The sequence below is a fragment of the Streptomyces sp. NPDC029138 genome, assembly GCF_055564375.1.
This window is the reverse complement of the sequence record NZ_JBVHWM010000085.1, coordinates 21,663-37,737: the sequence shown is the minus strand read 5'-3', so window position 1 is coordinate 37,737 and position 16,075 is coordinate 21,663. Positions and strand designations below refer to the sequence as shown.

14 protein-coding genes and 1 pseudogene are annotated in these 16,075 nt (G+C 72.1%); 11 read left to right on the top strand and 4 right to left on the bottom strand.

Going from position 1 to position 16,075, the window contains the following annotated elements; genetic code table 11:
• Window positions 1-81: 81 nt before the first annotated feature.
• The 8 genes from pcaDC to ACZ4WH_RS39320 all read left to right on the top strand — a co-directional run bounded on the left by pcaDC (window position 82) and on the right by ACZ4WH_RS39320 (window position 6,639).
• On the top strand, window positions 82-1,371 hold the full coding sequence (gene pcaDC, locus ACZ4WH_RS39355; protein WP_468190044.1) for a bifunctional 3-oxoadipate enol-lactonase/4-carboxymuconolactone decarboxylase PcaDC: 1,290 nt from the start codon (window positions 82-84) through the stop codon (window positions 1,369-1,371).
• A 38-nt stretch (window positions 1,372-1,409) separates the two neighbouring features.
• Window positions 1,410-2,045, top strand: coding sequence for an MBL fold metallo-hydrolase (locus ACZ4WH_RS39350; RefSeq protein ID WP_468190042.1), 636 nt, complete (start codon window positions 1,410-1,412; stop codon window positions 2,043-2,045).
• Window positions 2,046-2,090: 45 nt separating this feature from the next.
• A complete protein-coding gene (locus ACZ4WH_RS39345) occupies window positions 2,091-2,870 on the top strand; it encodes an exodeoxyribonuclease III (RefSeq protein WP_468190040.1) in 780 nt (259 codons plus the stop codon).
• Window positions 2,871-2,885: 15 nt separating this feature from the next.
• Entirely contained in the window at window positions 2,886-3,302 is a 417-nt protein-coding gene (locus ACZ4WH_RS39340; RefSeq protein ID WP_468190038.1) for a DUF6278 family protein, read from the top strand.
• A gap of 133 nt (window positions 3,303-3,435) precedes the next feature.
• Entirely contained in the window at window positions 3,436-4,179 is a 744-nt protein-coding gene (locus ACZ4WH_RS39335) for an amino acid ABC transporter ATP-binding protein (RefSeq protein WP_468190036.1), read from the top strand.
• A gap of 17 nt (window positions 4,180-4,196) precedes the next feature.
• The gene (locus ACZ4WH_RS39330) at window positions 4,197-5,108 is read left to right on the top strand and encodes a glutamate ABC transporter substrate-binding protein (RefSeq protein ID WP_468190034.1); all 912 of its coding nucleotides are present in this window, start codon (window positions 4,197-4,199) and stop codon (window positions 5,106-5,108) included.
• Window positions 5,109-5,119: 11 nt separating this feature from the next.
• Window positions 5,120-5,764: an amino acid ABC transporter permease gene (locus ACZ4WH_RS39325; protein WP_468190032.1), complete on the top strand. Its 645-nt coding sequence runs from the start codon at window positions 5,120-5,122 to the stop codon at window positions 5,762-5,764.
• A complete protein-coding gene (locus ACZ4WH_RS39320; protein WP_468190030.1) occupies window positions 5,761-6,639 on the top strand; it encodes an amino acid ABC transporter permease in 879 nt (292 codons plus the stop codon). Before ACZ4WH_RS39325 ends, ACZ4WH_RS39320 begins: the two co-directional genes overlap by 4 nt.
• Window positions 6,640-6,687: 48 nt before the next feature.
• Here ACZ4WH_RS39320 and ACZ4WH_RS39315 read toward each other — a convergent pair whose 3' ends face one another.
• Both ACZ4WH_RS39315 and ACZ4WH_RS39310 read right to left on the bottom strand, forming a co-directional pair.
• Window positions 6,688-8,253: a CocE/NonD family hydrolase gene (locus ACZ4WH_RS39315; RefSeq protein ID WP_468190028.1), complete on the bottom strand. Its 1,566-nt coding sequence runs from the start codon at window positions 8,251-8,253 to the stop codon at window positions 6,688-6,690.
• Between the two features lie 108 nt (window positions 8,254-8,361).
• On the bottom strand, window positions 8,362-9,108 hold the full coding sequence (locus ACZ4WH_RS39310; RefSeq protein WP_468190026.1) for a hypothetical protein: 747 nt from the start codon (window positions 9,106-9,108) through the stop codon (window positions 8,362-8,364).
• 108 nt (window positions 9,109-9,216) lie between these two features.
• Here ACZ4WH_RS39310 and ggt point away from each other — a divergent pair, with 108 nt between their 5' ends.
• The gene (gene ggt, locus ACZ4WH_RS39305; protein ID WP_468190024.1) at window positions 9,217-11,019 is read left to right on the top strand and encodes a gamma-glutamyltransferase; all 1,803 of its coding nucleotides are present in this window, start codon (window positions 9,217-9,219) and stop codon (window positions 11,017-11,019) included.
• Window positions 11,020-11,034: 15 nt separating this feature from the next.
• On the opposite strand, the gene ACZ4WH_RS39300 is transcribed toward ggt, so the two are convergent.
• Both ACZ4WH_RS39300 and map read right to left on the bottom strand, forming a co-directional pair.
• The gene (locus tag ACZ4WH_RS39300) at window positions 11,035-13,578 is read right to left on the bottom strand and encodes an ATP-dependent Clp protease ATP-binding subunit (RefSeq protein WP_468190046.1); all 2,544 of its coding nucleotides are present in this window, start codon (window positions 13,576-13,578) and stop codon (window positions 11,035-11,037) included.
• 202 nt (window positions 13,579-13,780) lie between these two features.
• On the bottom strand, window positions 13,781-14,557 hold the full coding sequence (gene map / locus ACZ4WH_RS39295; RefSeq protein ID WP_468190022.1) for a type I methionyl aminopeptidase: 777 nt from the start codon (window positions 14,555-14,557) through the stop codon (window positions 13,781-13,783).
• Window positions 14,558-14,619: 62 nt separating this feature from the next.
• On the opposite strand from map, the gene ACZ4WH_RS39290 reads away from it, so the two are divergent.
• Together ACZ4WH_RS39290 and ACZ4WH_RS39285 are read left to right on the top strand one after the other, a co-directional pair.
• A complete protein-coding gene (locus ACZ4WH_RS39290) occupies window positions 14,620-14,871 on the top strand; it encodes a helix-turn-helix domain-containing protein (RefSeq protein WP_468190020.1) in 252 nt (83 codons plus the stop codon).
• Window positions 14,872-15,019: 148 nt separating this feature from the next.
• Window positions 15,020-16,075: pseudogene (locus ACZ4WH_RS39285) on the top strand (hypothetical protein); the annotation flags it as partial.

Genomic DNA, 16,075 nt, shown 5'->3' with positions numbered 1-16,075 from the left:
AGAGGTCTTCCACCTGGTCAGACCTGTGCAGTCGCAACCCCCGTCATAGGGGCAGTCGTGAGACGTGAGAGGGTCTGACGCGTGAGTGAGACACCACCGAACACCCTGCAATACCGCTTTGACGGGCCAGAAGAGGCCCCGGTCCTGATCCTGGGTCCCTCACTGGGTACCACATGGCACATGTGGGACCGCCAGGTGCCGGAGCTGGCCAAGCAGTGGAGGGTCTTCCGGTTCGACCTGCCCGGTCACGGCGGCGCCCCGGCGCACCCGGCCGGTTCGGTCGCCGAGCTGAGTGCCCGGCTGCTGGCGACGCTGGACGCGCTCGGCGTGCAGCGGTTCGGATACGCGGGCTGTGCGCTGGGCGGCGCGATCGGCATCGAGCTGGCCCTGCGCCACCCCGCGCGGCTCGCCTCCCTCGCGGTGGTCGCGGCCTCGCCCCGGTTCGGCACCGCCGACGAGTTCCGCCAGCGCGGGGTGGTCGTGCGCACCAACGGGCTCGACCCGATCGCCCGTACCGCGCCCGACCGCTGGTTCACCGGCGGGTTCGCCGCCGCACAGCCCGCGATCACCGAGTGGGCCGTGCAGATGGTCCGCACCACCGACCCCGGCTGCTACATCGCCGCCTGCGAGGCCCTGGCCGCCTTCGACGTACGGCCCGAACTGGGCCGGATCGGGGTGCCGACCCTGGTGCTGGTCGGCTCCGACGACCAGGTCACCGGCCCGGCCGAGGCCCGCACCCTGGTCGCCGGCATCCCGGACGCCCGGCTCGCGGTCGTCCCCGGCGCCTCCCACCTGGTGCCGGTCGAGCAGCCCGCCGCCGTCACGGACCTGCTCGTCCACCACTTCTCCACCGCCTGGCAGCAGCCCTACGACACCGGCCAGACCGCCCTGCCGGGCATGCCTGCCGTCCCGGTGCCGGCCGCGCCGCCGCAGCCCGCGCCGGTCGCCGAGATCGCCCCGGCGGCCGTACCGGCGCAGCCCGCCGGGCAGCCGGACCGGTACCAGACCGGGCTGAAGGTCCGCCGCGAGGTGCTCGGCGACGCCCACGTGGACCGGGCGCTGGCGCAGGCCGACGAGTTCTCCGGGGACTTCCAGGAGTTCATCACCCGCTACGCCTGGGGCGAGATCTGGGACCGGCCCGGCCTGGACCGCCGTACCCGCAGCTGCATCACGCTCACCGCGCTGGTCGCGGGCGGCCACCTGGAGGAGCTGGCCTTCCACACCCGGGCCGCGCTGCGCAACGGGCTGACCCCACAGGAGATCAAGGAAGTGCTGCTCCAGGCGGCCGTGTACTGCGGGGTGCCGGCCGCGAACAGCGCGTTCCGGGTGGCCCAGCAGGTGATCCGGGAGGAGACCACGCCCGCCGAGTAGCGCCCGTGGGGCGGTCGCAGGCGGCAGGATGGGGAGACATGAAGCTCACGAAGAAGTCCCACGCCTGCGTCCGCCTCGAGAAGGAGGGGCAGACCCTCGTCATCGACCCGGGCGGGTTCTCCGAGGAGGACGCCGCCCTCGGCGCGGACGCGATCCTGGTCACGCACGAGCACCCGGACCACTTCGACGAGTTCCGGCTGCGGGCCGCCATGGAGAACAACCCGGCCGCCCACATCTGGACGCTGAAGTCGGTCGCCGACCAGGTCGAGGCGGCCTTCCCGGGCCGGGTGCACACCGTCGGGCACGGCGACACCTTCACCGCCGCCGGCTTCGACGTGCAGGTCCACGGCGAGCTGCACGCGGTGATCCACCCGGACATCCCGCGCGTCACCAACGTCGGCTATCTGATCGACGGCGGGAAGGTCTTCCACCCCGGCGACGCCCTCACCGTCCCCGACCAGCCGGTTCAGACGCTGATGGTCCCGGTGATGGCCCCCTGGAACAAGATCTCCGAGGTGATCGACTACGTCCGCGAGGTCGCCCCGCGGCGCGCCTACGACGTCCACGACGCCCTGCTCACCGACCTCGCCCGGCCGATCTACGACGGCCACCTCGGCCGCCTGGGCGGCACGGACCACCAGCGGCTCCACCCGGGGGCGTGGACCGAGGTCTGAGCGCGCGGACCGGCGTTGTCGGACCCGCCAGGTAGGTTGTGAGGCATGCGCATCGCCACCTGGAACGTGAACTCGATCACCGCCCGTCTTCCCCGGCTGCTGGCCTGGCTGGAGAGCAGCGGCACCGACGTGCTCTGCCTCCAGGAAGCCAAGATCGCCGAGGAGCAGTTCCCCTTCGACCAGCTGCGCGAGCTGGGCTACGAGGCGGCGGTCCACGCGACCGGCCGGTGGAACGGCGTGGCGGTGCTCTCCCGCGTCGGCATCGAGGACGTGGTCAAGGGCCTGCCCGGCGACCCGGGCTTCGACGGCGTGACCGAGCCGCGCGCCCTCTCGGCGACCTGCGGCCCGGTCCGCGTCTGGTCGGTGTACGTGCCGAACGGCCGCGAGGTCGGCCACCCGCACTACGCGTACAAGCTCCAGTGGTTCGAGGCGCTGAAGGCGGCCGTGTACGGCGACGCGCAGGGCAGCCGCCCGTTCGCGGTGCTGGGCGACTACAACGTCGCGCCGACGGACGACGACGTCTACGACCCGGTCGCCTTCGAGGGCTCCACCCATGTCACCCCGGCCGAGCGCGCCGCGCTGGCCGCCCTGCGCGAGGCGGGCCTGGCCGACGTCGTGCCGCGCCCGCTGAAGTACGACCACCCGTTCACCTACTGGGACTACCGCCAGCTCTGCTTCCCGAAGAACCGCGGCATGCGCATCGACCTGGTCTACGGCAACCAGCCGTTCGCGAAGGCCGTCAAGGACGCCTACGTCGACCGCGAGGAGCGCAAGGGCAAGGGCGCCTCCGACCACGCGCCGGTGGTGGTCGACCTGGACGTGTGATGCCACGCTGGGTCCATGCACCTTCCGTTCCTGGGCCCCCGGCACGAGAAGAAGGCTGAAGCGGTGCTCCGCGACCCCGAGGCGGTCGCCGCGCTGCTGTCCGAGTGCGAGCTGCTGCGCTCGCAGGCGGCTCAGGCGGGCGTCCGCCTCGACGACACCCCGGCGTCCCTGGAGGCCCTGGACCAGATGGTCCCGCGCTGGCGGGACGACCCGGAGATCCTGCCCTGGCTGGGCCACGACGCCGGGCTGTACCTGGGCACGGTCGTGGTGCGCACCGTACCCGGCGCCGCCTGGCAGATCCGGCCCGACGGCGAGGCCGTCGTACGCCTCCCCTCGGGCCGTGCGGTGCAGGTGGTGCCGGCCGGGGAGGAGTGGGCGGTGAGCGGGGTTCCCGAGCTGTCCCAGCTGTACGGGGAGATCGCCGAGACCTGACGCCCGCTGCCCCGGATACCCCCGTTGGCGTAAATACGGCTATTGCGCGGAAGGTGCGTGTCGTCCCTCAACTCCGCTGTCGTCTGGATAGGTTGCGGCACCACGACACAGCTGAGAGTGGGTGGGCCCGCGGATGGCCGTCGATCCGTTGATCGAACTGCGGAACGTCAACAAGTACTACGGGGAACTGCATGTCCTGCGGGACATCGACCTCACCGTCGGCAGGGGCGAGGTGGTCGTCGTCATCGGTCCCTCCGGATCGGGCAAGTCGACGCTGTGCAGGACGATCAACCGGCTGGAGACCATCGAGTCAGGCACCATCCTGCTCGACGGGCAGCCGCTGCCCGTCGAGGGCAGGGCCCTCGCGCGGCTCCGCGCCGAGGTCGGCATGGTCTTCCAGTCCTTCAACCTCTTCGCCCACAAGACGGTCCTCCAGAACGTCTCCCTCGCCCAGGTCAAGGTCCGCGGGCGCGGCAGGGACGACGCCGACCGCCGCTCCCGGGAACTCCTCGACCGCGTCGGCCTGCTCAATCAGGCCGACAAGTACCCCGCCCAGCTCTCCGGCGGTCAGCAGCAGCGCGTAGCCATCGCCCGCGCGCTCGCCATGGAACCCAAGGCGATGCTCTTCGACGAGCCCACCTCCGCCCTGGACCCGGAGATGATCAACGAGGTGCTGGAGGTCATGCGGCAGCTCGCCCGGGACGGCATGACCATGATCGTCGTCACCCACGAGATGGGCTTCGCCCGCGCCTCCGCCAACCGTGTCGTCTTCATGGCCGACGGCCTGATCGTCGAGGACCGCAGTCCCGACGCGTTCTTCACGAACCCGCGCACCGACCGCGCCAAGGACTTCCTCTCCAAGATCCTCAAGCACTGACCGGGGGAGTGCGACCCGTGATCCGTCCCACCCGTGTGCCCCGCGCCCTGTGCGCCCTCCTGGCCCTGCTGGCCGCCGCCTGCGGCAAGGAGGGCAGCCCGCCCAGCAAGGGCCCGGCGGCCGAGAAGCTGCCCCACTACCAGGTGGCCCAGGGCTTCCGCCTGCCCGCCTCCCCGACCTGGAGGCGGGCCGAGAAGCGCGGTTACTTCGTCGTCGGCGCCAAGGAGGACCAGCCCTACCTCGCCGAGAAGGACCCGGCCACCGGCACCTACTCCGGCTTCGACATCGAGATCGCCAGGATGATGTCCGCCTCCCTCGGCTTCCCGCCGAAGACCATCCGCTTCCGCACGATCGCCTCCGCCAACCGCGAGACCGCCCTCCAGAACGGCCAGATCGACTACTACGTCGGCACCTACACCATCAACGCCAACCGCAGGAAACTCGTCGGCTTCGCCGGCCCCTACTACATGGCCGGCCAGTCGCTCCTGGTCCGCAAGGACGAGAACGACATCCACGGCCCGCAGGACCTGGCCGGCAAACGCGTCTGCTCGGCGGCGGGTTCCACGCCGTACCAGCGCATCAGGGCCGACTACCCGAGGGCGGTCCTGGTCGCCTACGACACCTACTCCGTCTGCGTGGACAACCTCCTCACCTACCAGGTCGACGCGGTCACCACCGACGACGCCATCCTGATCGGCTACGCGGCCAAGGTCCCCGACGAACTCAAGGTCGTCGGCAAGCCGTTCTCCATGGAGCCGTACGGCATCGGCGTCCCGCGCGGCGACAACGCGCTGCGCTTCGCCCTCGACGACGCCCTGGCGGCCCGGGAGAGGAACGGCGACTGGAAGAAGGCCTACGACGCCACGCTCGGCCTGTCCGGCGTGCCCGCACCCAGACCTCCCGCCATCGACCGCTATCCGGCGAGCTGACCGAGGACGGCATGAACGTACTGACCGACAACTTCTCCACCTACGGCGACGGTTTCCTCGGCACACTCCAACTGACCGTCTACGCCTCCCTGCTGGCCCTGGCGCTCGGCTTCCTGATGGCGTCCTTCCGGGTCGCTCCGGTGGCCTCGCTGCGGGTCTTCGGCACCGTGTGGGTCACCGTGCTGCGCAACACCCCGCTCACCCTGCTGTTCTTCGCGGTCCTGCTCGGCCTGCCCCGGTTCGGACTGGTGCTGCCCTTCCAGGTGTTCGCCGTCCTCGCCCTCGGCTGCTACACCTCGGCGTTCATCTGCGAGGCGCTGCGCTCCGGCATCAACACCGTGCCCAAGGGGCAGGGCGAGGCGGCCCGCAGCCTCGGCATGACCTTCGGGCAGACCCTGTCGCTGGTGGTGCTGCCGCAGGCGTTCCGGTCCGTGATTTCGCCCGTCGGCTCCACCCTCATCGCGCTCGCCAAGAACTCGGCGATCGCGGGGGCGTTCAGCGTGACCGAACTGCTCGGCACCTACAAGACGCTCAACGAACTCGGCTACAACATCGTCTGGACGTTCGTCTGGATCGCCGTCGGCTACCTCGTCATCACGCTCGCCATCAGCGCCCTGTTCAACGTGCTGGAGCGGACCTGGGGGGTGGCCCGATGACCGAGGCCACCGCGCTCTACGACGTCCCGGGCCCGCGCACCCGCCGACGGCACGGCGTGTACGCCGTCCTGTCCGCCGTCGTCATCCTCGCGCTCCTCGCCTGGATTCTGTACCTCCTCTTCGCCACCGGCCAGTTCACGTACACCAAGTGGATGCCGTTCGCGTACCAGGGCATCCAGGAACTGCTGCTGCGCGGGCTCGGCAACACCCTCAAGGCGTTCGCCCTCGCGGCCGTCCTCTCCCTCGCCCTCGGCGGGCTGCTGGCCACCGGCCGGCTGTCGGACCACCGGCCGGTGCGCCTGCTCGCCACGGTCGTCGTGGAGTTCTTCCGCGCGATGCCCGTCCTGGTGATGATCTTCTTCATCTTCGTGGCGCTGAAGGTGCAGCCGCTGCCCGCGCTGGTCGCCGGACTCACCCTCTACAACGGCTCGGTGCTCGCGGAGGTCTTCCGCTCGGGCGTGAACGCCGTCGAACGCGGCCAGGGCGAGGCCGCGTTCGCGCTCGGCATGCGCAAGTCCCAGGTCATGGCGCACGTCCTCGTCCCGCAGGCGGTGCGCGCCATGCTGCCCGCCATCATCAGCCAGCTGGTGGTCGCCCTGAAGGACACCTCCCTCGGCTTTCTCATCACCTACGAGGAGTTCCTCCACGCCGGGAAGCTCATCGCCTCCAACCTCGACTACGATTTGCCGTTCATCCCTGTGGTGATGGTGATCTCGCCGATCTACATCGGGATGTGCATGCTGCTCTCCTGGTTCGCCGACTGGGTGTCCCGGCGGGAGCGGCGCAGCCCCAAGACCAAGGGGGTGGTGGTCGCCACCCCCGGGCCGGGGGCGCTGCTGCCGGGTGGGGTGCCCCCCACGGCCCCGAAACCATGAGGGGGGCGGCAGTTCAACGGGCCAGGCTCGTCCGGCGGCAGCCGGAGATCACTGCTCGCCGAGCGGGACGGACACGTACGACGGGTCGTCCGGGGGCGAGGAGAAGGTCAGCTGCGCGCCGGACGGGTTGTGCTCGGCGTAGAGCGGGTCGACCGTGTCGACCACCAGCGCGAGGCGGTGCCCGGCGGGGACGTCGTAGGCCGTGGAGAACAGGTCCAGGTCGACGGCGAACGGCTCGCCGGGCGTCCGCCCGTGCCAGGTGTAGGGCGCGTGCGTGACCAGCTTCCCGAGGCCGAGCGGGCCCACGTCGTACAGGTAGGCGATGAGCGTGCCGCTCTCCTCGGTCGGGGTGAGCGTGGTGTGCACGGTGGCCGTGCCGCGCACCCGCTGGGCGGTGCCGTACCGCTCCGACCGCCACACGGCCGCCCAGCGGCGCGGGAGGAGCGGCAGGGAGGCGATGGGCGGCAGCTGCGCGACCTGGTCCAGGATGCTGGAGAGGAAGACGATCCCGCCGTCCGCGCCGGAGTCGACGTTCGCGTGGATGGCGGGCGAGCCGGCGAGTGCCAGCTTCCGCCGGGTCGCGGTGACCGACTTCCAGTCCGGGTAGCCCTCGTACTCCCCCGCGGTACGGGACTTGAGCCGGACCGGCCGCTCGCGGTCGACGCCGTTGTCGGCGCCCCTGAGGTAGTGGTCGAACCAGCGCCGGGTGTCCGTCCACACGTCGTTGGGCAGCCCGAACAGACCGGTCAGCTCGGGCGTCGCGTGGTCGCCGGGGCGCAGCTCCAGCCGCTTCGGGACGGTCAGCTTCTCGTAGAAGGAGGCGTACTGGTTCGCCGGGAAGACCGTGTCGCCCCAGGCGTTGGCCAGCAGCACGGCGGCGCCGTTCTTGTTCAGCTGGTCGACGTAGGTACTGGCGGAACGTTTCCGCCCCCAGTCGATCATCTCCTGTTCCTTCGACAGGTTCGAGGAGTACAGGTTGTCGAAGATGGCCCGCAGTTCGGCGCTTTCACGGCCGGTCAGGGTGGCCGCGCCGTCCAGCACGGCCGCCGCCTGGAGGTGCTGGGTGCGCCCCGAGTAGATGGAGTCGATCAGGTCGGCCCAGCCGCTGAGCGCGGCCACGGCCTTGACGCGCTTGTCGTGCGCGGCGGCGAGCAGGCTGATCCCGGCGCCGTACGACACCCCGGCCATGCCGATGTGCTCCGGGTCGGCCGGGGTGTGGGCGAGGGCCCAGTCGATGACCTTGGAGGCGTCCGCTGTGTCGGGCGGACCGGCCACTTCTGTCCGGCCGCCGGACTGCCAGAAACCGCGCACGTTGTAGGTGAGCACCACATAGCCGGAGTCGGCCAGCTTCTGGGCCTGGGCCAGGTACTCGATCTGGGGCAGACCCCAGCTGGTGGGCAGCACGATGAGCGGGTAGCGGCGGGAGCCGTCGGCGCCCTCGGGCGTGAGGACGTTGGCCTTCAGTACGGTGCCGCCGTCGCCGGTGATGTCGACGAACCGGACGCTCGGGGCGGCTTCGGCGGCCGGCGCCGGACCGGCGACGGTACCGGCGAGCAGCGCCGCCGAGACGGCTCCGGCGGCGGAGGCGCGCAGCACGGTGCGACCGTGTCCCATGGGTCACTCCTTCACTCGTGTCCGTGCAAAGTGACCCGACGGTAACCGCGCCCTCTTACCGTAAGTAACCCGTCGGTAAGTTACGTGCGGGTAAAGATTGTTGAAGCGTCACTCGGCGGTGGTGGTGGCGGGCTCCGGCAGCGGTGTCCGTGCCGCTCGCGTCACGTCCGCCACCAGCTCGACCACATCGGGGCCGTACGCCTGGGAGTTGACCACCTTCAGCAGCAGCACGAAGGAGCCGCCGCCGTACTTGCGGGCCAGCCGCTCGTGATGGCGGGCGAGATAGCGGGTCGCCGCCTGGTTGGTGATCGCCCGCTGGCCGCAGAAGAGGAACACCGGACGGGTGTCCCGGCGGCCGTCCGCCGTGAGCCGCGCGAGCAGCACGTACTCGCTGCGGCCGCCGTCCATGCGGTACTCCTCGCCGCCGATCCGGAAGGCGCCGACGTCCGGACCGGCCGCGGCCTCCGCGTTCACCCGCACGCCCGGCAGCAGGGAGGAGAGGTGGGCCGCCATCCGGCGGTTGGAGGCGGGGCCGCCGAGGCAGAACTCCGTGCGCTCGCCGAACCCCTGCTGGGCGGCGTCGTGCGCCACCACCTGCGCGTGCGCGTTGCAGTCCTTGATGAGGGCGGACAGTTCCAGCAGGGCGAACACGTCGTGCCGCATCACCGACAGCTCCGGCCCGCCCGCGTTGCGGTTGACCACCAGCAGCGACTCGGAGTGGTCCGGCAGCCCGAAGAACGCCTGCTTGCGGCGCAGTCGGCGCTTCCACAGGTACGTCCGGGCCAGCCAGCCCAGCGCGGCGGAGACGCCCGCGGCTATGACCCCCAGGACGATGTTGCGCACGTCGTCGTTCATGGCCGCGCATGGTAGCGGGCCCGGGCGACGGCCACGGTGCGCAGGCGTACTGTCGGTAGTACCGGCAATCCGGTTACGCTGCGCGGACTGTCCCGACGGGAGGTACGGATGGGTCGTCCAGGCACGCGGAAACTGGCGGTTCTGGCGGTCTCGGCCGCCGTGGTGTCGGTGGGGGCGGCGGCGCCACCCGCCGCGACGACGCACGCGAAGGCGGCGAAGGTCCCCGTGGCCGTCGGCTACGGCGGCGCCGTAGCCAGCGTCGACGCCGACGCCTCGGCCGCCGGCATCGAGGTGCTCGAGCACGGAGGCAACGCGGTGGACGCGGCCGTCGCCACCGCCGCCGCGCTCGGCGTCACAGAGCCCTACTCGGCCGGCATCGGCGGAGGCGGCTACTTCGTCTACTACGACGCCAAGTCCCGTACGGTGCACACCATCGACGGACGCGAGACCGCGCCGCTGAGCGCCGACACCGACCTGTTCACGGAGAACGGCAAGCCGCTCGCCTTCGCCGACGCCGTCAGCAGCGGCCTGAGCGTCGGCACCCCGGGCACGCCCGCCACCTGGCAGAAGGCGCTGGACCAGTGGGGCAGCAAGCGGCTCGGCACCCTGCTGAAGCCCGCCGAGCGCATAGCCCGCGACGGCTTCACGGTGGACGACACCTTCCGGTCGCAGACCGCGTCCAACGAGACCCGGTTCCGCTACTTCCCGGACACCACGAAGCTGTTCCTGCCGAACGGACAGCTGCCCGTCGTCGGCTCCACGTTCAAGAACCCCGAACTCGCCCGCACCTACGAGCAGCTGGGCCGGCAGGGCATCGGCGCCGTCTACCGCGGCGACATCGGCGACGACATCGTCAAGACGGTCGAGCACCCGCCCGTGGACCCCGCCTCCGGCTGGAACGCCCGCCCCGGCAAGCTGGCCGAGAAGGACCTCGCCGTCTACCGCGCCAAGCTCCAGGCACCCACCAGGGCGTCGTACCGCGGCCTGAACGTGTACTCCATCGCGCCCTCCTCCTCCGGCGGCACCACGGTCGGCGAGGCGCTCAACATCCTGGAGAACACCGACCTGTCGAAGGCGAGCGAGGTGCAGTACCTGCACCACTTCATCGAGGCCAGCCGCATCTCCTTCGCCGACCGCGGGCGCTGGGTCGGCGACCCCGCCTTCGAGGACGTACCGACCGCACAGCTGCTGTCCCAGCGGTACGCCGACTCCCGCGCCTGCCTGATCAAGGACGACGCGGTCCTCACCAGCCCGCTCGCGCCCGGCGACCCGCGGCACCCGGCGCCCTGCGGCCAGGGCGGTACGGCGGCCCCCACGACGTACGAGGGGGAGAACACCACCCACCTCACCGTGGCCGACAAGTGGGGCAACGTCGTCGCCTACACGCTCACCATCGAGCAGACCGGCGGCAGCGGCATCACCGTCCCGGGCCGGGGCTTCCTGCTCAACAACGAGCTGACCGACTTCTCCTTCGCCCCCGCCAACCCGGCCGTGCACGACCCGAACCTGCCGGGCCCGGGCAAGCGCCCGCGCTCCTCGATCTCCCCGACGATCGTCCTCGACCAGCACAACAGGCCGGTCGTGGCCCTCGGTTCGCCCGGCGGCGCGACCATCGTCACCACCGTGCTCCAGACGCTCACCGGGTTCCTGGACCGGGGGCTGCCCCTGGTGGACGCGATCGCCGCACCGCGCGCCAGCCAGCGCAACACCGCCAGGACCGAGCTGGAACCGGGGCTCTACGACAGCGACCTGAGGAAGCGGCTGGAGGCCATCGGGCACTCCTTCAGCCTGAACCCGGAGATCGGGGCGGCCACGGGCGTGCAGCGGCTGCCCGGCGGGAAATGGCTGGCCGCCGCCGAGAAGGTACGGCGCGGTGGCGGCTCGGCGATGGTGGTCGACCCGGCGCGCTGACGGTCGCGCCGTCGGTCAGAGTTCGGGTGCGGGCGGCTGGGCCGCTTCCGTGCGGAAGTCCAGCCGTCCGTCCCGGGCGTCCACCGTCACCCGGCTGCCCTCGGAGATCGTGCCGTTCAGCAGCAGCCGGGACAGCTGGTTGTCCACCTCCCGCTGGATGGTGCGGCGCAGCGGCCGGGCGCCGTACTCCGGCTCGTAGCCGCGCTCGGCGATCCAGTCGACGGCCGCACTCGTGAACTCGACCGAGACGCCCTGCCCGTCCAGCAGCCGCCGGGTGCTCTCCAGCAGCAGATCGGTGATCTGCCGCAGCTGCTCGCTCGTCAGCTGCCGGAACACCACGATCTCGTCGATCCGGTTGAGGAACTCCGGCCGGAAGTGCTCGCGCAGCGGCCGCAGGACCTGCTCGCGCCGCGCCTCCTCGTCGGCCTCCGCGCCACCCGGCCCGAACCCGATCCCGGCACCGCGCCGGGTGATCACCTCCGAGCCCAGGTTGCTGGTCATCACGATGACCGTGTTGGTGAAGTCCACGGTCCGGCCCTGCGAGTCGGTGAGCCGGCCGTCGTCCAGCACCTGGAGCAGGATGTTGAAGACATCCGGGTGCGCCTTCTCCACCTCGTCCAGCAGGAGCAGCGAGTACGGGTGCCGGCGCACCACCTCGGTGAGCTGACCGGCCTCCTCGTGGCCGACGTACCCGGGCGGGGCGCCCACCAGCCGGGAGACGGTGTGCCGTTCCTGGTACTCGCTCATGTCCAGCCGGACCATCCGGTCCTCGCTGCCGAACAGCGCCTCAGCCAGCGCCCGCGCCAGCTCGGTCTTGCCGACGCCGGTCGGGCCGAGGAAGAGGAAGCTGCCGATGGGCCGGTTCGGGCTCGAAAGCCCGGCACGGGAGCGCAGCACCGCCTCGGACACCACGGCGACCGCCTCCTCCTGGCCGACCACCCGCTGGTGCAGGTGCTGCTCCAGGCCGAGCAGCCGCTCCTTCTCCTCCTGGGTGAGCCGGCTGACCGGGATGCCGGTCTGCCGGGACACCACCTCGGCGATGGCCTCCGCCGTCACCTCCAGGTCCAGGCCCTCGTCGGCCTTGTCACCGCCGGACACCTGGGCGATCCGCTGCTTCAGCTCGCCGATCCGGTCGCGCAGCTGCTTCGCCTGCTCGTAGTCCTCGTCCGCGACCGCCTGGTCCTTGTCCCGGACCAGCTGCTCGACCTCGCGCTCCAGCGCGCGCACGTCCGTGCCCTTCGTCCGGGCACCGAGCCGGACCCGCGCGCCCGCCTGGTCGATCAGGTCGATCGCCTTGTCCGGCAGCCGCCGGTCGGTGAGATACCGGTCCGACAGCTCCACGGCGGCGACCAGCGCCTCGTCGGAGTAGCGGACCTGGTGATGCGCCTCGTAGCGGTCCCGCAGCCCGCGCAGGATCTCGATGGTGTCCTCGGCCGTCGGCTCGGGCACCAGGACCGGCTGGAAGCGGCGGGCCAGCGCCGCGTCCTTCTCGATCCGGCGGAACTCCTCCAGCGTGGTGGCGCCCACGATGTGCAGCTCGCCCCGGGCGAGGGCGGGCTTGAGGATGTTCCCGGCGTCCAGCGCGCCGCCCTCGCCGCCGGAGCCCGCGCCGACGACGGTGTGCAGCTCGTCGATGAACACGATCAGCCGGTCGGAGTGGGCGCGGATCTCCTCCACGATGTTGGTCAGACGCTCCTCGAAGTCGCCCCGGTAGCGGGTACCGGCCACCACCCCGGTGAGGTCCAGGGCGACCACCCGGCGGCCCGCCAGGACGTCCGGGACCTCCCCGTCCGCGATCCGCTGGGCCAGGCCCTCCACGATGGCCGTCTTGCCGACGCCCGCGTCACCGATCAGCACCGGGTTGTTCTTGCCGCGCCGCGACAGCACCTCGACGGTCTGCTCGATCTCCGTGTCCCGGCCGATCACCGGGTCGATCCCGCCGTGCCGGGCCAGGTCGGTCAGATCACGGCCGTACTTGTCCAGGGTCGGTGTGCCGGTGGGCCGCTGCCGCTGCCGCTCCTGGCGGGGCTGCGCGCTCTCCGGGGCCTCGGGCGGCAGGGAGCCCGCCGAGAACCGGGCCGCGTGCAGGATGTGCCCGGCCGCCGAGTCCGGATTCGCGGCCAGCGCGCTCAGTACGTGCTCCGGGCCGATGTACCCGGCGCCGCTCGCCCGCGCCATGTCGTGCGCGTCCAGCAGGGCGCGCTTGACCGCCGGGGTCAGCGACAGCGAGGTCGGCGGCGGTGCCTCGCCCGGCGGGTGCTGGACCGGGCCCGCCCGGTCGTCGATCTCCGTCGCGAGCGAGTCCGGGTCAGCGCCCGCCCGGCTGAGCAGGCTCCGGGTGGGCTCCGTCGACACGGCCGCGCGCAGCAGGTGCTGGGTGTCCAGATCCCGGCTGCCGTGCTCGGCCGCGTACTGGGCGGCTCCTCTGACCAGCTCCCGGGCCGGCTGGCTGAGCAGGCGGCCGATGTCGATGTGGCGGGGCCCGGGGGCTCCGCCGGTTCCGCCGAAGAAGCGGGCCAGGAATTCACCGAAGGGGTCAGGAGGGTAGCCGTTGGTCATCGCGTGGGTTCCTTCGCTGACGACATGCGGAGCGGCCGGGTAACCCGGGGGTGGGTTGCTCATGCCCACGATGACACGATCCGTGGGGGTGGGCATGTTCGCCCAGGAGGGTGGGGGCCGGTCCGGCACGGCGGCCGCGGGTCGCGCGGGGTCGCTCGCGCCCACGCGGCGAAGCCGCACGTCCGGTACGGCCCCGCGCCCCTCAGGGGACGTCGCGTGCCGTCAGGACCCGGGGGCCGTTCTCCGTGATCGCCACCGTGTGCTCGACGTGGGCTGCCCGGGAGCCGTCGTTCGTGCGCAGGGTCCAGCCGTCGGGCGCCGCGTGGTAGTCGTCCCCGCCGCCGGCGATCAGCATGGGCTCGATGGCGAGGACCAGGCCGGGGCGGAGCGGGAGGCCGCGGCCGGGGCGGCCCTCGTTCGGGACCCCGGGGTCCTCGTGCATACGGCGGCCCACGCCGTGGCCGCCGAAGCCGTCCGGGATGCCGTAACCGGCGCTACGGCAGACCCGGCCGACGGCGTGGGCGATGTCGCCGATGCGGTTGCCGGGCACGGCCGCCTCGATGCCCGCCGCCAGCGCCCGCTCGGCGGTCTCGATCAGCCGGAGGTCCGCGGGGCGCGGGCGGCCCACCGTGAAGCTGATCGCCGAGTCGCTGGCCCAGCCGTCCAGCTGCGCGCCGCAGTCGACGGAGAGCAGGTCGCCGTCGCGGAGCCGGTACCGGGTGGGGATGCCGTGGACGATCGCGTCGTTCACCGAGGCGCAGATCACCGCGGGGAAGGGGGTCGGGGCGAAGGAGGGGCGGTAGCCGAGGAACGGCGAGGACGCGCCCGCCTCGCGCAGCACCTCCCGGGCCACCTCGTCCAGCTCCAGCAGGGAGACGCCGACGTGCGCGGCCTGCCGTACGGCCGTCAGGGCGCGGGCGAGCACCTGGCCCGCCGCGTGCATCGCGTCGATCGATGTGTCCGTCTTCAGTTCCACCATGCCAATTACTATACCGGTATTTGAATGGGGGGATGGCGGGGGGTGGTATTAGAATGGGTCGCATGGTGCGCACCCCCCTCACCCCCGAAGAGCACGAACGCGGCGAGCGGCTCGGGCAGTTGCTGCGTGCCGCGCGCGGCGATCGGAGCATGGCCGACGTCGCCGCCGAGGCGGGTGTCTCGGCCGAGACGCTCCGCAAGATCGAGACGGGGCGGGCGCCGACGCCGGCGTTCTTCACCGTGGCCGCGCTGGCGGGCGTGCTCGGCCTGTCGATGGACGAACTGGTCGCCCGGTGCGCCCTGGTGCCCGTCTGACAGGGCTGTGCGACGGGGCCGCGCGCAACGGCCGAGGTCCCGCGATGAGCGGTCCGCGCGCTGCCGGAAAACTCTCCGTAGCAAGCCCGTAACACGACTGGTGTTGCCTACCCGCACGGAGTACCGGCGGTCGGGCGGGAGCTGGGCGATGGCTGTGGATCAACTCCCCGGTCGAGTACGGGAGTTCGCGAGCTACCTGGACGCTCTGCTGACGCGGCTCGATCCGCGCGGCGGCTGGAACGGCGTCTTCTGGCAGCGGGACCCCGAGGGCATGCGCGCCTGCCTGGACGGGCGTGAGGTGCCGCCGTGGGACGTGGTGGAGGCGCTGCTGGAGGATATCGGCGCGCTGTACGGCCCCGCCGCCGCGGGAGCCGAGCGGGAACGGGCCCGCGCGCTGCACGCCGCCGCGGTCGCCGCCTACGACGCCCGGCCCGGCGCCCGGGACGACCTGGCCGACCGGCTCGACGTCATGCTCCGCGAGCAGCGGTACGCCGCGGAGCGCCACGCCGAACTGAGCCGCCTGCTGTCCACGGCCGTGCCGGAGGATCGGGCCGACGCCCTCCGCCGCGACCTCGCCTGGGCCGACGACGACCACACCCGCGCCACATCCCGCTGCGCGGAACTCCGGGCCCGACTGGAGGCACTGGACCGGCGGACGGGTTCTGGCGGAGGGGGTCTGGGCGGGGGATCGCACGGGGACTTCGGTGCGCGGGGCGCGTCGGGAACCGGCGGGGAGCCGCGCGCCGGGGGAGTTTCCGGTGCCCGCGAGGACGTGGGCGCGTCGACCGGATGGGGCGCGCCGGCGGAGACCGACGCGGGCACCGGGCACAACATCGGGGCTCCTCGGCCGTCCGACGCCCCCGCCACCCAGCCCGGTCAGCCCGCCCGGCCCGGCCAGCTCGGTCAGCTCGGTCAACCCACCCGTCCCGGTCAGCCCGGCCAGCCCGGTCAGCTCGGTCAGCCCAACGGTCCCGGCCAGCCCGCCCAGCTCGGTCAGTCCGGTCAGCCCGCCCGGCCCGACCAACTCGGTCAACCCACCCATCCCGGCCAGCCCGCCCAGCACGGTCAGCCCAACGGTCCCGGTCAGCCCGCCCAGCTCGGTCAGCCCAACGGTCCCGGCCAGCCCGCCCAGCTCGGTCAGTCCGGTCAGCCCGCCCAACCGGCCCAGCCCGGTCAGCCTGCCCGGCCCGGCCAGCTCGGTCAG